Annotated in this window: 19 protein-coding genes; 12 read left to right on the forward strand and 7 right to left on the reverse strand. The window is 76.3% G+C overall.

What is annotated here, in order from left to right:
* Positions 1-1,002 (reverse strand): site-specific integrase, encoded by a 1,002-nt coding sequence (locus tag ACI796_RS00945; RefSeq protein WP_456939376.1) that lies wholly within the window; start codon positions 1,000-1,002, stop codon positions 1-3.
* A gap of 125 nt (positions 1,003-1,127) precedes the next feature.
* On the opposite strand from ACI796_RS00945, the gene ACI796_RS00950 reads away from it, so the two are divergent.
* Together ACI796_RS00950 and ACI796_RS00955 are read left to right on the forward strand one after the other, a co-directional pair.
* Positions 1,128-2,363 carry a hypothetical protein gene (locus ACI796_RS00950; RefSeq protein ID WP_456939377.1) on the forward strand — a complete coding sequence of 412 codons (1,236 nt, stop codon included), beginning with the start codon at positions 1,128-1,130 and terminating at the stop codon, positions 2,361-2,363.
* Positions 2,364-2,496: 133 nt separating this feature from the next.
* Complete coding sequence (locus ACI796_RS00955; protein ID WP_456939378.1) at positions 2,497-2,658, forward strand: hypothetical protein; 162 nt, start codon at positions 2,497-2,499, stop codon at positions 2,656-2,658.
* An 11-nt stretch (positions 2,659-2,669) separates the two neighbouring features.
* Here ACI796_RS00955 and ACI796_RS00960 read toward each other — a convergent pair whose 3' ends face one another.
* Together ACI796_RS00960 and paaK are read right to left on the reverse strand one after the other, a co-directional pair.
* Positions 2,670-3,272, reverse strand: a complete 603-nt coding sequence (locus ACI796_RS00960; RefSeq protein WP_456939379.1) for a TetR/AcrR family transcriptional regulator — start codon at positions 3,270-3,272, stop codon at positions 2,670-2,672.
* Positions 3,269-4,609 carry a phenylacetate--CoA ligase PaaK gene (gene paaK / locus ACI796_RS00965; RefSeq protein ID WP_456939380.1) on the reverse strand — a complete coding sequence of 447 codons (1,341 nt, stop codon included), beginning with the start codon at positions 4,607-4,609 and terminating at the stop codon, positions 3,269-3,271. The genes ACI796_RS00960 and paaK overlap by 4 nt, the downstream gene beginning before the upstream one ends.
* An 88-nt stretch (positions 4,610-4,697) precedes the next feature.
* Between paaK and paaA the strand changes: the two genes are divergently transcribed.
* From paaA to ACI796_RS01000, 7 genes are all read left to right on the forward strand, one after another.
* A complete protein-coding gene (gene paaA, locus ACI796_RS00970; protein WP_456939381.1) occupies positions 4,698-5,657 on the forward strand; it encodes a 1,2-phenylacetyl-CoA epoxidase subunit PaaA in 960 nt (319 codons plus the stop codon).
* Positions 5,647-6,015, forward strand: a complete 369-nt coding sequence (paaB, locus tag ACI796_RS00975) for a 1,2-phenylacetyl-CoA epoxidase subunit PaaB (RefSeq protein ID WP_456939382.1) — start codon at positions 5,647-5,649, stop codon at positions 6,013-6,015. Before paaA ends, paaB begins: the two co-directional genes overlap by 11 nt.
* 51 nt (positions 6,016-6,066) lie before the next feature.
* On the forward strand, positions 6,067-6,975 hold the full coding sequence (paaC, locus tag ACI796_RS00980; RefSeq protein ID WP_456939383.1) for a 1,2-phenylacetyl-CoA epoxidase subunit PaaC: 909 nt from the start codon (positions 6,067-6,069) through the stop codon (positions 6,973-6,975).
* A gap of 5 nt (positions 6,976-6,980) precedes the next feature.
* A complete protein-coding gene (paaD, locus tag ACI796_RS00985) occupies positions 6,981-7,487 on the forward strand; it encodes a 1,2-phenylacetyl-CoA epoxidase subunit PaaD (RefSeq protein ID WP_456939384.1) in 507 nt (168 codons plus the stop codon).
* Entirely contained in the window at positions 7,488-8,564 is a 1,077-nt protein-coding gene (gene paaE, locus ACI796_RS00990; RefSeq protein WP_456939385.1) for a 1,2-phenylacetyl-CoA epoxidase subunit PaaE, read from the forward strand.
* A gap of 5 nt (positions 8,565-8,569) precedes the next feature.
* Positions 8,570-9,028 carry a thioesterase family protein gene (locus tag ACI796_RS00995; RefSeq protein WP_456939386.1) on the forward strand — a complete coding sequence of 153 codons (459 nt, stop codon included), beginning with the start codon at positions 8,570-8,572 and terminating at the stop codon, positions 9,026-9,028.
* A gap of 149 nt (positions 9,029-9,177) precedes the next feature.
* The gene (locus tag ACI796_RS01000; protein ID WP_456939387.1) at positions 9,178-9,900 is read left to right on the forward strand and encodes a DUF6875 domain-containing protein; all 723 of its coding nucleotides are present in this window, start codon (positions 9,178-9,180) and stop codon (positions 9,898-9,900) included.
* A gap of 121 nt (positions 9,901-10,021) precedes the next feature.
* On the opposite strand, the gene ACI796_RS01005 is transcribed toward ACI796_RS01000, so the two are convergent.
* Positions 10,022-10,474 carry a DUF5709 domain-containing protein gene (locus ACI796_RS01005; RefSeq protein ID WP_456939388.1) on the reverse strand — a complete coding sequence of 151 codons (453 nt, stop codon included), beginning with the start codon at positions 10,472-10,474 and terminating at the stop codon, positions 10,022-10,024.
* Positions 10,475-10,650: 176 nt separating this feature from the next.
* On the opposite strand from ACI796_RS01005, the gene ACI796_RS01010 reads away from it, so the two are divergent.
* Positions 10,651-10,803, forward strand: coding sequence for a hypothetical protein (locus tag ACI796_RS01010; protein WP_456939389.1), 153 nt, complete (start codon positions 10,651-10,653; stop codon positions 10,801-10,803).
* Between the two features lie 3 nt (positions 10,804-10,806).
* On the opposite strand, the gene ACI796_RS01015 is transcribed toward ACI796_RS01010, so the two are convergent.
* Genes ACI796_RS01015 through ACI796_RS01025 form a run of 3 tightly spaced genes read right to left on the reverse strand, consistent with a single transcriptional unit; the run spans position 10,807 to position 14,410 of the window.
* Positions 10,807-12,432 (reverse strand): bifunctional 3'-5' exonuclease/DNA polymerase, encoded by a 1,626-nt coding sequence (locus ACI796_RS01015; protein ID WP_456939390.1) that lies wholly within the window; start codon positions 12,430-12,432, stop codon positions 10,807-10,809.
* A gap of 50 nt (positions 12,433-12,482) precedes the next feature.
* Entirely contained in the window at positions 12,483-13,289 is an 807-nt protein-coding gene (locus tag ACI796_RS01020; protein ID WP_456939391.1) for a DivIVA domain-containing protein, read from the reverse strand.
* Positions 13,286-14,410 (reverse strand): globin domain-containing protein, encoded by a 1,125-nt coding sequence (locus ACI796_RS01025; RefSeq protein WP_456939392.1) that lies wholly within the window; start codon positions 14,408-14,410, stop codon positions 13,286-13,288. The genes ACI796_RS01020 and ACI796_RS01025 overlap by 4 nt, the downstream gene beginning before the upstream one ends.
* Positions 14,411-14,667: 257 nt before the next feature.
* Between ACI796_RS01025 and ACI796_RS01030 the strand changes: the two genes are divergently transcribed.
* Entirely contained in the window at positions 14,668-15,924 is a 1,257-nt protein-coding gene (locus ACI796_RS01030; RefSeq protein WP_456939393.1) for a globin domain-containing protein, read from the forward strand.
* A 26-nt stretch (positions 15,925-15,950) separates the two neighbouring features.
* Positions 15,951-16,250 carry a hypothetical protein gene (locus tag ACI796_RS01035; protein ID WP_456939394.1) on the forward strand — a complete coding sequence of 100 codons (300 nt, stop codon included), beginning with the start codon at positions 15,951-15,953 and terminating at the stop codon, positions 16,248-16,250.
* The last annotated feature ends 234 nt before the right edge of the window (positions 16,251-16,484 follow it).

Genomic DNA, 16,484 nt, shown 5'->3' on the forward strand with positions numbered 1-16,484 from the left:
TCAGAGGCCGAGCGCGCCGGAGGCGGGGTCGGCCCACCGGCTGGAGTCGTCGTAGGTGCGGACGACGAGCGACCGCCACCGGCCGGTGCGGCTGATCTCCTTCTCCGGCACGCCGCGGGCGTAGGCGGTCGTGGCGAAGCCGCGACGCAGCGAGTGCGGGGACAGCCCCTCGGTGGGCACCCCGGCCCGCTCGGCCGCGCGCTCCAGGACCAGGGCGACGCTGCGGGTGGTGAGCGCGCCGGCGCCCAGCCGCGGGGCCCGCCCCTTCCCCACCGACCGGAACAGGGGGCCGGAGGTCACACCCTGCTCCGCCAGGGCGGCCAGCCAGGCCCGGGCGGCGCGCACCGGGCAGGTGGCCGCGCGCACCCCCGGCGCGAGGGCGAGGGTCTCCCCCGCGCCCTCCTGGTCGGTCTTGGAGTACCGGAGGAGGACGTCGAGGCCGCCGTGCCCGCCCGGGGTGAGGTCCTCGACCCGCAGCCCGACCAGGTCGGAGGCGCGCAGGCCCAGGGCGTAGCCGACCAGGACCAGCGCCCGGTCGCGGACGCCGGCGAGGGTGCCGGGCAGGTCCTCGACCAGGGCCCGGACGGTCGCGGTGTCCAGCGCACGGGCCCGCCGCGGCCGGACGCCGGCGCGGGCGGCGGTGCGGCGGATGCCGCTCAGCGTGCGGCGCACCCCCTCGCTGTCGCCGGGCGCGGGGTGCCCGGCGGTGCGGGAGGCGTCGTTGAGGGCGGAGAGCCGGCGGGCGACGTAGCGCGGGCTGTGCCCGTCGTCGGCCATCGCGGCGAGCCAGGCGGCGACGGCCAGCGGGTCGGCCGGCAGCGCGGACGGCAGCGACCGGCTCCGGCACCAGGCGGCCCACGCGGCGAGGTCGCGGGCGTAGGCGGTCCGGGTCGATCCGGCCAGCGATGCGGCGAGGTAGGTGCCGACCGCCGTCAGGTCCGTCGCCGGGACGACGCTCCCCCGGTGTCCGTCCCCGGGGCGCGGATCGGCCGGTGAGGCCATGCGGGGCACCTCCGTCGGCTGCCGGATTCCACTTCGCAGAGTAGGGGCTTCTCGGAAGTGATGCCGTCTCGCTCGCTCGTCGGACGGATACATGGATGGGCGCCGTCCATCTATCGTTTCGGGGTATGGCGACGCCCTCCGGCGAGACGGTCCCCGCGACGTGCGCCTATCCGGGCTGCCCGGCGCCACCCCGGCCGCGCACCCCCGGGCGCAGCGGCCCGTCGCCGCGGTTCTGCGAGCGGCCCGACCACAACCCCGAGTCCGCCCGTCAGGCCCGCGCGCGGGCGGCCGGCTCGGCGACCGCCCGGCTGGCGGCGACCACCGCCGCCCTCGTCCAGGACCTGCCGCCCGAGGGCCGGGTCCGGCAGCTGGTGGGCCGCTGGGCGGAGGCGACCCGCGAGGCCGCCCGGACCGCCGAGGCCCAGGCCGCGCTGCTCGCCGCGACGGCGGAGGCGCTGGAGCAGTACCGCGACGAGGCGTCCGTGGAGGCCCGGCTCGCCCGCGCCTCGGCCGACGTCGACGCCGCGCACGCCGCCCGCCTCGACGCCGAGGAGCGCACCCGCGCCGCCGAGGCGCAGCGCGCCGACGCCGAGGAGACGCGCCGGGCGGCCGAGCGCGACGCCGCGGCCGCCCGCGCCGACGCCGACGACCGGATCGCCGCCGCGGAAGCGGAGGCCGCACACCGGGTCGGGCGGGCGGACGGGGCACGCCGGGCGGCCGAGGCCGCCCGGGAGGAGGCGGAGGCGGCGCGCGACCGGGCCGATGCGGAGCGCGCCGCCGCCCGCGCGGAGGCCGAGGAGGCCGCGGGCCGGCAGCGAGCGGCCGAGCGGGAGGCGGAGGCGGCGCGGGAGGACGGGCGCCGGGCCCGCGAGGCCGCCACCCGGGAGCACGACGCGCTCGTCGAGGCCCGCGCGCGGTGGGACGTCACCGAGCGCACGCTGACCACCGACCTGCAGGTGCGGACGCGGGAGCGCGACGCGGCGGCGGCCGCCCGGGACGAGGCGCGCGCCGCCGCCGCGACCGCCCGGGAGCAGGCCCGCGACGCCGAGCGGGACCGGGACGCCGCCCGGCGCGCCGAGCGGGACGCCCGGACCCTCGCGCGGGAGGCGGCCGACCGCGCGGCCGCGGCCGAGGGCGACCTGCGCGAGGCGCTGACCGGGGCAGCGCGCGGCGCGGAACGCGCGGAGGCCGCCACCCGCCGCGCCGCCGAGGCCGAGGCCGCGGCGCGGCGGACCGCGGAGCAGCTCGGCGCGCTGACCGCCGAGGTCGAGGAGCTGCGCGCGCGACTCGCCGGACGGGCCGAGGAGAGCGACGGGGACCAGGGACCTCGGACCGGTCCGCCCGGTCCCGGTGGCGCGTAGCCTCCCCGGACACGGAGCCGCGCGGGCAGCTGTCGTCGGGGAGCCCGCGTCCCGGCTCCGCTCCCCCGGCCGAGCACCCGGCCCCATCTCCCGTCCCGGTGGACCGCCGGGCGGCGACCGAGGGACCCGCGCCATGAGCGACCAGCTGCCGTACCCGGACACCACCGCACTCCCGGTCCCCGGAGGGCCGACGGCCGGCGTCGCCGGCCCGAGCACGGACGAGCTCGCCGACCTCGAGGAGGACCGGCGCCTGCTGCAGGACCTCGAGTACGCCGAGCTGGGCGGCGAGGGCTGAGGCCGGCGCCGTCAGGGCCGGGCGCGCAGCCCCTGGAACGTCGTCCGGACCAGCGCGTCGGCCAGCGCGTCGGCCGACAGGCTGCCGCCGGGGCGGTACCACTCGGTGAGCGAGTTGACGGTGCCGAACAGCAGCCGGCTGGTGACGGCGGGGTCGACGTCGGGGCGCACGTCGCCCTCCTCCTCCGCGGCGCGCACCAGGTCGGTGACGATCCGGTCGAACTCGCGGCGGCGCTGCAGCGCGGCCTGCTCGACCGGGGAGTTGCCGCGCACCCGCAGCAGCAGGGTGACGAACGGCAGCTCGGCGGCCAGCACCCGCACCGACCCGCGCACGACGTGCTCGAGCCGGTCGATCGCCCGGCCGGTGCGCGCGCCGGGCTCCTCGGTGACGGCGAACAGCGCGTCGAGCGCCCGGTCCAGCGCCAGCCGCAGCAGCTCGACCTTGCCGGGCACGTGGTGGTAGATCGCCGACTTGGTGACGCCGAGCCGGCCGGCCAGCTCGTCCATGCTGGTGGCGTCGTAGCCGCGTTCGTTGAACACCGCCACCGCGACGTCGAGCAGCGAGTCCAGCGAGTGCCCGGGGCGGCCCCGGCGGGCCCGCGCGAGTTCCGTCACGGACGGTCGCGGTTGTCGGTCATGCGCTGCAGTTTGCCCATCGAGCGCGGCAGCGTCTCCGGGTCGACGACGAGCACCTCGATGCTGCACCCCACGGTGTCCTTGACGCCCGTGGCGACCTCCGCGGCCGCGGCCTCCCGGCGCTCCGGCGGGCAGTCCGGGCGCGCCTCGACCCGGCAGACCAGGTGGTCCATCCGGCCGCGGGTGACCAGTTCGAGGGCGAAGTGCGGCGACAGGCCCGGCGTCCGCAGCACGACCTCCTCGATCTGCGTGGGGAACAGGTTCACGCCGCGCAGGACGACCATGTCGTCGGTGCGGCCGGTGACCTTCTGCATCCGCCGCATGCCCGGCCGGGCGGTCCCCGGCAGCAGGCGGGTGAGGTCGCGGGTCCGGTACCGGACGACCGGCATGGCCTCCTTGGTGAGCGAGGTGAACACCAGCTCGCCCTCCTCGCCCTCGGGCAGCACCTCGCCGGTGATCGGGTCGATGACCTCCGGGTAGAAGTGGTCCTCCCACACGTGCAGGCCGTCCTTGGTCTCCACGCACTCCTGGGCGACGCCGGGACCCATCACCTCGGACAGCCCGTAGATGTCGACGGCGTGGATGCCGGCGCGCTCCTCCATCTCCCGGCGCATCTGCTCGGTCCACGGCTCGGCGCCGAAGACGCCGATCTCGAGACTCGAGGCCCGCGGGTCCAGCCCCTGCTTCTCGAACTCGTCGAGGACGGTGAGCATGTAGCTCGGCGTCACCATGACCACCCGGGGCGCGAAGTCGGTGATCAGCTGGACCTGGCGCGGCGTCATGCCGCCGGAGACCGGGACGACCGTGCAGCCCAGCGCCTCGGCGCCGTAGTGGGCGCCGAGGCCGCCGGTGAACAGGCCGTAGCCGTAGGCGTTGTGCAGCACGTCGCCCGGCCGTCCGCCGGCGGCGCGGATGGAGCGGGCCATGACCGCCGCCCACGTCGCCAGGTCGCGGTCGGTGTAGCCGACGACGGTCGGCTTGCCGGTCGTCCCCGACGAGGCGTGCACGCGGCGCACCTGCTCGCGCGGGACGGCGAACATGCCGAACGGGTAGTTCTCGCGCAGGTCGGCCTTGCTCGTCGTCGGGAAGCGGGCGAGGTCGGCGAGCTCCCGGCAGTCGTCGGGGTGCACGCCGGCGGCGTCGAAGGCGCGGCGGTAGTGCGGCACGTTGTCGTAGGCGTGCCGCAGCGACCAGCGCAGCCGCTCGAGCTGCAGCGCCCGCAGCTCGTCGGCGCCCATGCGCTCGGCGGGGTCGAGCGTCGCGGGGTCGGGGGTCTCGCCCAGCCGCTGCGCCGTGGTCGTCGTCGATGCCGCCATGACTGCCGTCCTCGTTCCGCGCTTGTCTCTCCCGGTGCCGTGGGTCACACTATTCCTGACCGCTTGGTCAGTAAATGGGAGGAAGTCAATGGCCGCACCCGTCGTGGACCGCGCCGCCGTCGACGAGACCGCGTTGCAGGAGCAGTTCGAGGCGACGATCGCCGCCGACCACCGGATCGAGCCGCGCGACTGGATGCCCGAGGGCTACCGGCGGACGCTGGTGCGCCAGATCGCCCAGCACGCGCACTCGGAGATCATCGGGATGCAGCCCGAGGGCGACTGGCTGCTCGCCGCCCCGAGCCTGCGCCGCAAGGCGATCCTGCTGGCCAAGGTGCAGGACGAGGCCGGCCACGGGATGTACCTGTACGCGGCGGCCGAGACGCTCGGCGCCGACCGGGCCGACCTCACCGACAAGCTGATCGAGTCCAGGCAGAAGTACAGCTCGATCTTCAACTACCCGACGCTGACCTACGCCGACGTCGGCGTGATCGGCTGGCTGGTCGACGGCGCGGCGATCTGCAACCAGGTGCCGCTGTGCCGCTCCTCCTACGGGCCCTACGCCCGGGCGATGATCCGCATCTGCAAGGAGGAGTCCTTCCACCAGCGGCAGGGCTACGAGCTGCTGATGACGATGATGCGCGGCACCGACGAGCAGCGGGCGATGGTGCAGGACGCCGTCGACCGGTGGTGGTGGCCCTCGCTGATGATGTTCGGCCCGCCCGACGACGACAGCCCCAACACCGCGCAGTCGATGGCGTGGGGCATCAAGCGGCACACCAACGACGAGCTGCGGCAGCGCTTCGTGGACATGACCGTGCCGCAGGCGCAGGCCCTCGGCGTCACGCTGCCCGACCCCGACCTGGCCCTCGACGAGGAGACCGGGCACTGGCGGTACGGCCCGATCGACTGGTCGGAGCTCAAGCGGGTGATCAGCGGGGACGGGCCGATGAACGCCGTGCGGATCGCCCGCCGCCGCGCCGCCCGCGACGACAACGCGTGGGTGACCGAGGCGGCCACCGCCTACGCGGAGAAGCACCGTGTCCACTGACCTCACCGCCGAGGGCGGGCACGGCGCGGTCCCCACCGGTCCGGAGGTGCCCACGACGCCGTCGCCCTCGGTCAGCCGCCGCGACTGGCCGCTGTACGAGGTGTTCGTGCGCGGCAAGCGGGGCCTCAACCACGTGCACGTCGGCTCGCTGCACGCACCCGACGACGAGATGGCCGTGCACGCCGCCCGCGACCTCTACACCCGCCGCAACGAGGGCGTGAGCATCTGGGTGGTCAGGGCCGCCGACATCACCGCGTCGAGCCCCGACGAGAAGGACCCGATGTTCGCCCCGAGCGGCGACAAGGTCTACCGCCACCCGACGTTCTACGAGATCCCGGAGAACGTCCCCCACATGTGAGCGGGCCACCATGGCCGCTGTCGCGCCATCGGCTCCCGGGAGGGACAGGTCGTGCACGAGGAGACCGTCTACGACGCGCTGACCAACGCGCACGACGACGCCGGGCACTGGGCGTTCGGCACCGGGTTCGACGACCCGCTGGCCGGGGTGGACACCACCGTCCCCGACGGCGTCGACCCCGCCGACCTGGGCGCCTACTGCCTGATGCTCGGCGACGACGCGCTGGTGCTCGCCCAGCGGCTGACCCAGTGGATCACCGCCGCGCCCGAGCTCGAGGAGGAGGTCGCGTTCGGCAACGTCGGCCTGGACCTGCTCGGCCAGGCCCGGCTGCTGCTGGCCCGCGCCGGGTCGGCCGGCGTCCTCGGCCGGTCCCGCGAGCGGGCGACGGCGTCGATCCCCGACGAGGACGCGCTCGCCTACTTCCGCGACCCCGGCGAGTTCCGCTGCACCGGCCTGGTCGCACCGGAGAACGGCGACTTCGCGCGCACGATGGTCCGGCTGCTCGCGGCGTCGGCCGTCCGGCTGGCGGTGTCCGCCCGGCTGCGGGACTCCCGCGACCCGGTGCTCGCCGCGATCGCCGCCAAGGGCGTGCACGAGCTGACCTACCACCGCGACCACGCCGCCCGCTGGGTGCTGCGCCTGGGCGACGGGACGGCCGAGTCGCACCGCCGCGCGCAGGCCGGCGTCGACGCCGTCTGGCCGCACCTCGCCGACCTGTTCACCGCCACCGACGTCGAGACCCGGCTGGTCGCCGCCGGGGTCGCGGTCGACCCGGCCGCCGTCCGCGACGAGGTGCGCGGCGTGCTCACCACCGTGCTGGAACGGGCGACGCTGACGGTGCCGGCCTGGCCGGCCGACGCCGCCCCGCGCGGCCGGGCCGGCGTCCACGGCCCGGAGCTGACCGAGCTGCTCGGCACCCTGCAGGGCCTCGCCCGGCAGCACCCGGCGGCCACCTGGTGACGGAGATGGCCATCGCTGCCGGCCCCGACCCGCGGGCGGTCGCCGAGACCGTCACCGACCCCGAGCTGCCCACGCTCACGCTCGCCGACCTCGGCGTGCTGCGCGACGTGCGCGTGCACGAGGACACCGTGGTCGTCGACATCACCCCGACCTACACCGGCTGCCCCGCGATGGGCGTCATGCGCGCGGACCTGCTGCACGCGCTGCACGCCGCCGGGTTCGACGACGTCGAGGTGCGCACCGTGCTCTCCCCCGCCTGGTCCACCGACTGGATCACCGAGGAGGGCCGCCGCAAGCTCGCCGCGGCCGGCATCGCCCCTCCCGGCAGGGCGCCGGTCCGCCCCGAGGGGCCGGTCCCGCTGCAGCTCGGCCCGACCCGCCGGACGGCGGCCTGCCCGCTGTGCGGCTCCCCCGACACCGTCGAGATCAGCGAGTTCGGCGCGACGGCGTGCAAGGCGCTGCGCCGCTGCCGGGCCTGCGGCGAGCCGTTCGAGCACGTGAAGGAGATCTGAGTGAGCGCACCGGCCCGCCGCCGTCCGCGGTTCCACCCGCTCCGGGTCGCGAGCGTCGAGCGGCTCACCGACGACGCGGTCGCGGTCACCTTCGACGTCCCCGAGGACCTCGCCGACGACTACGCGTTCCGGCCGGGCCAGGCGCTCACCCTGCGGCGGGTCGACGGCGACCGCGACGAGCGCCGCTCCTACTCGATCTGCGCGCCGGTGGGCGCCCCGCCGCGGGTCGGCGTCCGCGAGGTGCCCGGCGGCTTCTTCTCCTCCTGGCTGGTGCACGAGGTGCGCCCCGGCGACGCGATCGAGGTGCTGCCGCCGTCGGGCACCTTCACCGCCGACCTGTCGCAGCCGGCCGACCACGTGTTCGTCGTCGCCGGCTCCGGGATCACCCCCGCGCTGAGCCTGGCGAGCACCGTGCTGCGCGACGGCGCGTCGACCGTCACCGTGTTCTACGGCAACCGGCGCACCAACACGGTCATGTTCGCCGACGAGCTCGCCGACCTGAAGGACCGCTTCGGCCCCCGGCTGCAGCTGGTGCACGTGCTCTCCCGCGAGCCGCGCGACACCGAGCTGACCAGCGGCCGGCTCGACGGCGACCGGCTGCGCACGCTGGTCGGCGCCCTCGTGGACGCCCCGCACGTGGACCACTGGTGGCTGTGCGGCCCGCACGGGATGGTCACCGACGCCCGCGCGCTGCTGGCCGAGCTCGGCGTCCCGGACGAGCGGGTGCACCAGGAGCTGTTCTACGTCGACGAGGTCCCGCCCGAGCCGGTGCGCGGCGACGAGGAGACCGTCGCCGGCCCGAGCGCCCAGGTCACCGTGGTCCTCGACGGCCGCTCGACGACGCTGGCGCTGCCCCGCGACGTCCCGGTGCTGGACTCCGCGCAGCGGGTGCGCTCGGACCTGCCGTTCGCCTGCAAGGGCGGCGTCTGCGGCACCTGCCGCGCGCGGGTCACCGACGGCGAGGTGGAGATGCGGCGCAACTACGCGCTGGAGCCCGCCGAGGTCGACGCCGGCTACGTCCTGACCTGCCAGACGCTGCCGCGGTCGGACGCCGTCACCGTCGACTTCGACGCCTGACGCCCGTGCGCCCGGTCGCCGTCGGCGAGACCGCGGTCCTCGACGTCGTCGTCACCGCGGCGATGACCGTCGACTTCGACGAGCTGGGGCCGGTGCACCCGGTGTACGCGACCTACGCGATGGCGAAGCACTTCGAGGAGGCCGGCCGGAAGCTGCTGCTCGGCCACCTCGAGCCGGGTGAGGCCGGCGTCGGCACCGCGGTGTCGGTCGAGCACCGGGCACCGGCGTGGGTGGGCGACCGCGTGCGGGTGACCGCCCGCTGCACCGGGGTCCGCGGCAACCGGCTCACCTGCGCGTGCGTCGCGGTGGACGCCGCCGGCCGGGAGCTCGGCCGCGGCACGACCGAGCAGGCGGTCCTGCCCGAGGAGGCCCTGGCGGCGCGGCTCCGGACCCCGGCGCGGGACCGGAGCCCGTCCGGGCCCGGTGGTGCCTCCCGAGATCAGGAGGGTGACTCCGGGTCCTGACATGCCAGGGCAGGCCCTTCGTCCCTGCTGCCTCGTGGTGACCGCGTCCAGAGTGGAGGCCTTCCCGGGGGGGTCCGGATCGCGCCCGCGCGGCGTTCGACCCACCGCATCCGTGACGCCGTCGTCGGTCCGCTCCAGGAGGACGTGTGATGCCCGCACAGACCACCGACCTGTTCCTCCTCGAGGACCTCGAGGACGCCGGGAGGACGAGTCGGCTCGCGCAGGCCGACCTGGACGCGCTCCGCGCCGTCGCGCAGTGGATCCGGGCCTTCGTGGCGAACCCCCACGAGGACCTCGGCCGCCCCGGGCCCGTGTGTCCCTTCGTGCCCGGAGCCCTGTCGCGCAGGACGCTGTGGCTCGCTCCCGAGCGGATCGCCGACCGGGACGGGTCACGGGTCGTCGAACTCCTGGACGGCTACAGGGGACGGTTCCTGGAGACCGACCCCACGGACGGTGACGAAGTGGATCAGAAGGTGATCGTCGTCGTCTTCCCGGACCTGCCGGCGGACCGTGCGGGGAGCGTCTTCGACGACGCCCTGCGGCAGATCGCCGTCCCGGCGTACACCCAGGACGGGATCGTGTTCGGCCCGTTCCACCCGGGCGACGAGGGGACCGCGATCCACAACGCCGACTTCCGCCCGTTCCGGTCGCCCGTGCCGTTCGTGTTCGTGCGGCAGGGGGTCGTCGGCGACTGGAAGTTCTTCCTGGACGACCACGACTGGCTCGACCGCTGGGCGCAGCGCTTCGGACCGTCCGCGGTGCACGCTCTCGCCGAGCAGCTGCGCCGGTTGCCGTGGCGCGAGCTGGGTGAGCAGGGCCCGTCCCGGGGACCTGCGCGCGCAGTGACACCCGAGCCGAGGAGCGGGACGTAGGCCGGACGAGGGGTCCGGCGTCGGGAACCGGCGCCGGCCCGTGCCGACGGCACCCTGACGCCCGGGGCCGGAGCCGCCCCGAGGGCCCGGGCAGCGCCGCACGCGAGGCGCTGGACGGGCGCTACTCGTCCCCGCGGCGCACCAGGTGCACCGCCGCCTCCTCGGCCGACGCCGCCCCGCCGTCGATGCCGAGGTCCTCGCCCAGCAGCTCGTCCTCCCGGTCGACCACGCCGTCGTCGCCGACCTCGGCCAGCCGGCCCGCGCGGGCGTCGCCGACCTCGTCGTCGAGCAGCTCGCCGTCGCTGCCCGTGAGGTCACCGAGGCCGTCGCCGTCCTCGTCGTCCCAGGACCGGTCGGGCAGCTCCCGGGCGAGCCGCCCGGCGAGGCCCTCGCCGATGGCCTCCTCCCGCTCGGTGGTGCCCCACTCGTCGACGCCCCAGGGCCGCTCCGGCGGCGACCAGCCGGTGTCCAGGTCACGCGGGCGGCGGGGGTCCTCGAGGGTGTCCTCGGCCTCGAGCAGGCCGGTGGCCTCCTCGGGGTCGGTGCCGTCGGTGCCGTACAGGTCGCGGTCCACGGTGGGCTCCTCGGGTGCGGGCGGGACGGACGGCGCTGTCCGGGGCGAGCTCACCCTGCCACCGTGCCGGGCCGGGCGGGAGGGCCGCGCGTGTGACCGAACGAGCAGTCCCACCTGCGACCACGCCGTCACCCACCGGCGGACACTGGAGGCAGCCGACCTCCAGGGAGACCGCCGTGGACACCTCGATGACCACGCTGCACGAGCACTACGTCCGGCGGGTCAACGCCGCCGTCGCCGAGGACCGCACCGACCTCGTCCGCGACCTCTACGAGGAGTACTTCGAGGAGGCGCTGCGGCGCCTGCTCGAGACCAGCACCGCCGTCTGACGCTCAACCCGCGTCGGCCCAGGACCGCACGACCGCGACGTCCAGCGGGAAGTCCAGCGGGAACCCCCCGAACAGCAGCCGCCCGGCGGTGACCGCGGCGGCCCGGACCTCCGCGACGACGGCGTCGGCGAGGCCGGCCGGGGTGTGCACGACGACCTCGTCGTGCAGGAAGAACGCCAGGTGCGGCCGCTCCTCCAGCCGGCCCCCGCCGAGCTGCCACAGCCGGTTGCGCAGGTCGGCCAGCCAGCACAGCGCCCACTCCGCCCCGGTGCCCTGCACCACGAAGTTGCGGGTGAACCGCCCCCACGCGCGGCGGGCGCGGTCGGAGTCGCGGCCGCGGGGCTCGGGCGCCTCGCCGAGGTCGGCGTCCCGCTCGGCCCACGCGGCACCCGGCGGCGGGGAGCCGCGCCCGAGCAGCGTGGACACGACCGCGCCGCGCTCCCCCGCCCGCGCCGCCTCCTCCACCAGCCCGATCGCCCGCGGGTAGCGGCGCGCCAGTCGCGGCACCATCCGCCCGCTCTCGCCGCGGGTGCCGCCGTACAGCGCGCCCAGCACCCCGACCTTGGCCTCGGCGCGGGTGGCCACCACCCCGGCGTCGACCATGCCGGCGTACAGGTCCCGCGAGCGGGCCGCGGCGGCCAGCGCGGTGTCGCCGCTCATGCCGGCCAGCACCCGCGGCTCGAGCTGGGCGACGTCGGCCACCACCAGCTCCCACCCGTCGTCGGCCACCGCGGCCGGGCGCACCTGCACCGGCACCGACAGCGCGCCCCCGCCCGAGGACGCCCACCGGCCGGTGACCACCCCGCCGGGCAGGTACACCGGGCGGAACCGCCCGCCACGCACCCAGGCGTCCAGCCAGCTCCAGCCGTTGGCCGCCAGCAGCCGGGCCAGCCGCTTGTACTCCAGCAGCGGCGCGACGACCGGGTGCTCGACCCGCTCCAGCGTCCAGGAGCGGGTGTCCTCGACCGGCAGGCCGGCGGCCTGCAGCGCCCGCAGCAGCGCGGCCGGCGAGTCCGGGTTGAGCTCGGGGACGCCGAGCGCGGCGCGGACCTCCCCGGCCAGCGCCTCCAGCGCCGCCGGCCGCAGGCCCGCGGGCGGGCGCGGGCCGAGCAGCCCGGCGAGCAGGCGGTCGTGGACGTCGGCCCGCCACGGCATCCCGGCGTGCGTCATCTCCGCGGCGGCGAGCGCGCCGGAGGACTCGGCGGCCAGGAGCAGGCCCAGCCGCGCGCGCTGCGGGGACGCGGCGAGCACGGCCTGCTGGCGGCGGTCCTCGGCGACCGGGTCGAGGGCGTCGGCGGGGTCGGCGAGGTCGAACAGCGCCGGGTCGTCCGCGGTCACCGGCTCCAGCGCCGCCCAGCCCGGGTCCGCCGCCGGGCCGGGGCCGGCGTACGGCGAGCCGCGCAGGACGTCGGCGCACAGCCGCAGGTCGGTGCAGCGCGCCACGCGGACGCCGGCGGCCAGTAGCCCCGGGTACCAGCGCGTGGTGTCGTCCCAGACCCACCGGACGCCGCCCCGCTCGCGCTCCCGCACCAGCGCCACGAGCCCGTCCGCGGGGACCTCGGCGACGGCGCCGTCGGCCTCGTGCACCGCCACCGCGTCCCCGCGGCGGCGCAGCAGGACCCGGTCCACCGCCGCAGTCTCCCCGACCGGGCCGACGGTCCCGCGGACCGCCGCGGAGGTCAGGACCGGTCGCCGGCACCCTCCGCGGCCACCTGGGCGGGCGCGCCGTCGGCGGACCCGGGTCCCAGCGACTGCTCGCCGAGCAGCACCGCGGCGGCCTCGACCGTGGGTGGTTCCTGGGCCGGGGCGGACCCGGCCCCGGCCGCCGGGGTCCTGGGTGGCGGGGCCGGCCGGGTCACCGGGGCCCTGGAGTCCAGCACCGGCACGGCCGTCGGGTCGGCGTGACCCCAGGCCCGCTCCACCTCGCCGATCAGCGCCTCCAGGTAGGACCGCAGCTGCGTCCGGCACGCCTGGCCGAACGCCTGCAGGTAGGCCACCTGCTCCTGCAGCTCCTCGGCGGTGCGGGCGTCCCCCGCGGCGGCCGGCGCGCCGCCCTCGGCGACGATCCGGGCCGCGGCCTCGTGGGCGGCCTGGATCATCGCGCCGACCTTCTCGCGCGCGGACTGCAGCTGCTCGTCGTACTGCTGCTGCGCCTCGCTGACCATCACCCGGCTGAACGTCTCCGCCTCCGCCACGTACTGGTCCGCGGTCTGCTGGGCGACCGCGAGCAGGCTCACCGCCTGCGCCGTCGGCTCCTCCCGGGGCCTCTCCTCGCCCACCTGGGCCTGCAGCTCCTGCACCCGGCCGCGCAGCTCGACCTTCTCCGCGTGCAGGCGGGCCAGCTCGTCGCCCACCCGGTCCAGGAACCGGTCGACCTCGGTGTTGCTGTAGCCCGGGTTCAGCATCGACGACCGGGGGAACCGCACCTCGCGCACGTCCGCGGGCGTCAGCCGCCGGCCGCCGGGGGCCACCTGCTCGGTCGTCATGACGTCACCTCTCCATCGACATCGGGTCCGGGACGGCTGGGGGCGAACACCTCGGTGCGGATGCGGCCCCGGGGCAGGCCGTGCCGCAGCAGCCGCTCGACGGTGTCCTCGACCATCGGCCGGGGACCGGCGACGTAGGCCTCCCGACTGCCCCACGGCCCGGAGTGCGCCACCACCTCGCCGACGTCGCCGTGCGCCCACTGCGAGTCCCCGTCCTCGGAGACGGCGACGGTCACGGTGAGCCAGGGGTTCTCCCGCTCGAGCCGCTCCAGGTCCGCCCGGTCGTACAGGTCGCTCTCGGCGCGGACGCCGACGAAGAGGTCCACCCGCCGAGGCGTGCCGTTCCGGGCGACGTGGTCGACGATCGCCTTGAGCGGCGCCAGCCCCGTCCCCCCTGCCACCAGCAGCAGGTCGCGATCGGAGTCGGGGTCGAACTGCATGTGGTCCACCGGGGGCCCGAGCCGCAGGACGTCCCCGACGTCGACCTGCCGCACGAGGGCGGTGCTGACCGGCCCGCCGGCCTGCGCCCTGGCGTGGATCTCCAGCTCGCCGTCGGGCCGGCAGGCGTTGGCCGGCGAGTAGTAGCGCCACAGCCGCGGCCGCAGCTCGGTCTCCAGGGAGATCGACTCCCCGGGGCGGTAGGACAGCGGGACCTTCGTCCGCAGTCGCAGGACGGCGGTGTCGACGGTGCGCCGCTCGTGCGCCACGACCTCGGCGTCCCACCACGGCGGCTCGTCGGCCGTCTCGTCGGCGGCCGCGACCATCACCGAGGCGACCAGCTCGTAGGCCGCCGTCCAGTCCGCGGCCAGCGCGTCGTCCCAGTCCTCGTCGAAGTGCGCGAGCGTGGCCAGCAGGCTCGCTCCCACCGCGGGGTAGTGCTCGGCCACCGTCCCGAACTTGCGGTGGTCGCGCCCGAGCTGCTGCAGGATCGGCACGAGCGAGTCGAGGTCGTCGACCCGTGCCACCACCTCGCCGAGCGCGGCGAAGAGCCGGTCCCGCTGGTGTGCCATCGAGACCGGGAACATCTGCCGGGTCTCGGGATGGGCGAGGAACAGGTGCGAGTAGAACCAGAGCGGCGCCTCGTCCCCGGCGGCCGCGGCCTTGGCGAAGCTCGCTCGCATGGCTGGGATGTCCACGATCGCCCCCCGTGGGCCGTCGGCTCGGCCGTGTGACCTGGCGCACACTAGCGAGGCCTCCGGGCGGCGGCTAGACCTCTCCGGCACCGCTCCGGTCGATTTCCCGAGCCGCTCCTGGCAGGGTCGGTCGCGGGGGCGCGCCGGTGGGGCACCCTCCCCCGCGGACGGCGACGACGGGCGGGCGCGGACACGGGGAGCCCAGCAGGCCACTGCTCGCCCGTCGGCCGGCCGAGGAGGACCGCATGCTGTCTGACCGCTCCCGTCCCGTGATCGAGGCGACCCTGCCCGTGGTCGCCGACAACGTCCAGGAGATCGCCCGGCGCTTCTACAGGCACCTGTTCGGCGCGCACCCCGAGTTGTTCGACGGCGTCTTCAACCGCGGCAACCAGGCCACCGGAGAGCAGCAGGTCGCGCTGGCCGGCTCCGTCGCCGTGTTCGCCAGCACCCTGGTGAAGACACCGGAGCAGCTCCCCGAGCAGCTGCTGTCGCGGATCGCGCACAAGCACGTCTCGCTCGGGATCACCCCGGCCCAGTACGACGTCGTCCACGAGCACCTGTTCTGGGCGATCGCCGACGTGCTCGGGGACGCGGTCACCCCCGAGGTGGCCGCGGCCTGGGACGAGGTCTACTGGCTGATGGCCTACGCGCTGATCCACCAGGAGCGCGGTCTCTACAGCGCCCGGGGGGTGCGCCCGGAGACGGTGTGGCGGGAGTGGGAGGTCGCCGAGAAGGTCCAGGAGACCGCCGAGGTCGTCACCTTCCGGGTGCGGCGGGTCGACGACCGGCTGGTCAAGACGTCGCTGCCCGGCCAGTACGTCACCGTGCAGGTGCCGCTGCCCGACGGCGTCCGCCAGCCGCGCCAGTACAGCCTCACCCGCGCCGACGACGGCGAGCACCGCCACTTCTCGGTCAAGAGGGTGCGTGGCGGGGAGAAGCCGGACGGCGAGGTCTCCAACCACCTGTGCGACCGGGTGCGGGTCGGCGACCGGCTGACGCTGTCGGCGCCCTTCGGGGACGTCGTCCTCGACGACTCCGGCCGCCCCGTCGTGTTCGCCAGCGCCGGCATCGGCATCGCCCCGATGGCCGGGATGCTGTCCCACCTGGCCGCGGCCGGCTCCTCGCTGCCCGTCACGCTGCTGCACGCCGACCTCGACGAGGCCTCCTTCGCGCTGCGCGCCCAGGTGCTCGACGACGTCGCCCGGCTGCCGAACGCGACGGCGCACGTCTGGTTCGAGCGGGGCGCGCGGACCTCGCTGCCCGTCGACGGCGTGCACGAGGGGACCATGGACCTCGACGACGTCGAGCTGCCCGAGGACGCCACCTACTACCTGTGCGGGCCGTTGCCGTTCATGCGCGTGCTCCGCAGCGCCCTGGTCGACCAGGGGGTCGCTCCCCGCGACGTCCAGTACGAGGTCTTCGGCCCCGACCTGTGGCAGGCCGACTTCGCCTCCGAGCCGGCGCCCGGAGCCCTGGCGGAGCCGGCGGGGGCGGCCCGGTAGCCCGGGCGGCCGGGCACACCGGGCCGGTGCCCCCGACCGCTGCCGCCGCCCGCCGCGGGGTGGTCCGCCTGCTCAACACCTCCGCCGGGCGGGTGCTCTGCCTGGCCGGTGTGGTCGACGCGGACGCCGTCGAGGCGTTCTGGCGCTGCTACGGCCTGGAGCCGGTGCGCGTCGACGTCGTCGACGCCCGCTCGGTGACCGCGCTGTCGGCCTCGGGCCGCGAGCTCGTCGCCGACGTCCTGGAGGCGGCGGCGTGGCGCGGACGGGAGGTCGTGCTGCGCCCGTCCGAGCCGGTGCGGCGGTCCCTGGCCGGGCGGCCGGCCTGACGCGACGAGCGTCACGGCCCGCGTTCACCTCCGTGTCACGCGCGGCGGGGACCGTGGGAGACGGCCGCACCCGCGGCCGACGGACGACGACGTCCCCCCGGATCGATCTCGAGGAGACGCCATGAGCACGACCACGCCCACGACGACCCGCCGCACCCTGCGCACCTGGCTGCGGCGCTTCGACGCCTACACGCTGCAGGTGTTCAACGCCGGGACGCCCGCGCGGCCCGGGAC

The organism is Geodermatophilus sp. SYSU D00525, assembly GCF_054050475.1.

Coding starts and splice junctions, on each gene's coding strand:
- ACI796_RS00945 (WP_456939376.1), bottom strand. CDS start 1,002: ATGGCCTCACCGGCCGATCCGCGCCCCGGGGACGGACACCGGGGGAGC.
- ACI796_RS00950 (WP_456939377.1), top strand. CDS start 1,128: ATGGCGACGCCCTCCGGCGAGACGGTCCCCGCGACGTGCGCCTATCCG.
- ACI796_RS00955 (WP_456939378.1), top strand. CDS start 2,497: ATGAGCGACCAGCTGCCGTACCCGGACACCACCGCACTCCCGGTCCCC.
- paaK (WP_456939380.1), bottom strand. CDS start 4,609: ATGGCGGCATCGACGACGACCACGGCGCAGCGGCTGGGCGAGACCCCC.
- paaA (WP_456939381.1), top strand. CDS start 4,698: ATGGCCGCACCCGTCGTGGACCGCGCCGCCGTCGACGAGACCGCGTTG.
- paaD (WP_456939384.1), top strand. CDS start 6,981: ATGGCCATCGCTGCCGGCCCCGACCCGCGGGCGGTCGCCGAGACCGTC.
- ACI796_RS01000 (WP_456939387.1), top strand. CDS start 9,178: ATGCCCGCACAGACCACCGACCTGTTCCTCCTCGAGGACCTCGAGGAC.
- ACI796_RS01020 (WP_456939391.1), bottom strand. CDS start 13,289: ATGACGACCGAGCAGGTGGCCCCCGGCGGCCGGCGGCTGACGCCCGCG.
- ACI796_RS01025 (WP_456939392.1), bottom strand. CDS start 14,410: ATGCGAGCGAGCTTCGCCAAGGCCGCGGCCGCCGGGGACGAGGCGCCG.
- ACI796_RS01030 (WP_456939393.1), top strand. CDS start 14,668: ATGCTGTCTGACCGCTCCCGTCCCGTGATCGAGGCGACCCTGCCCGTG.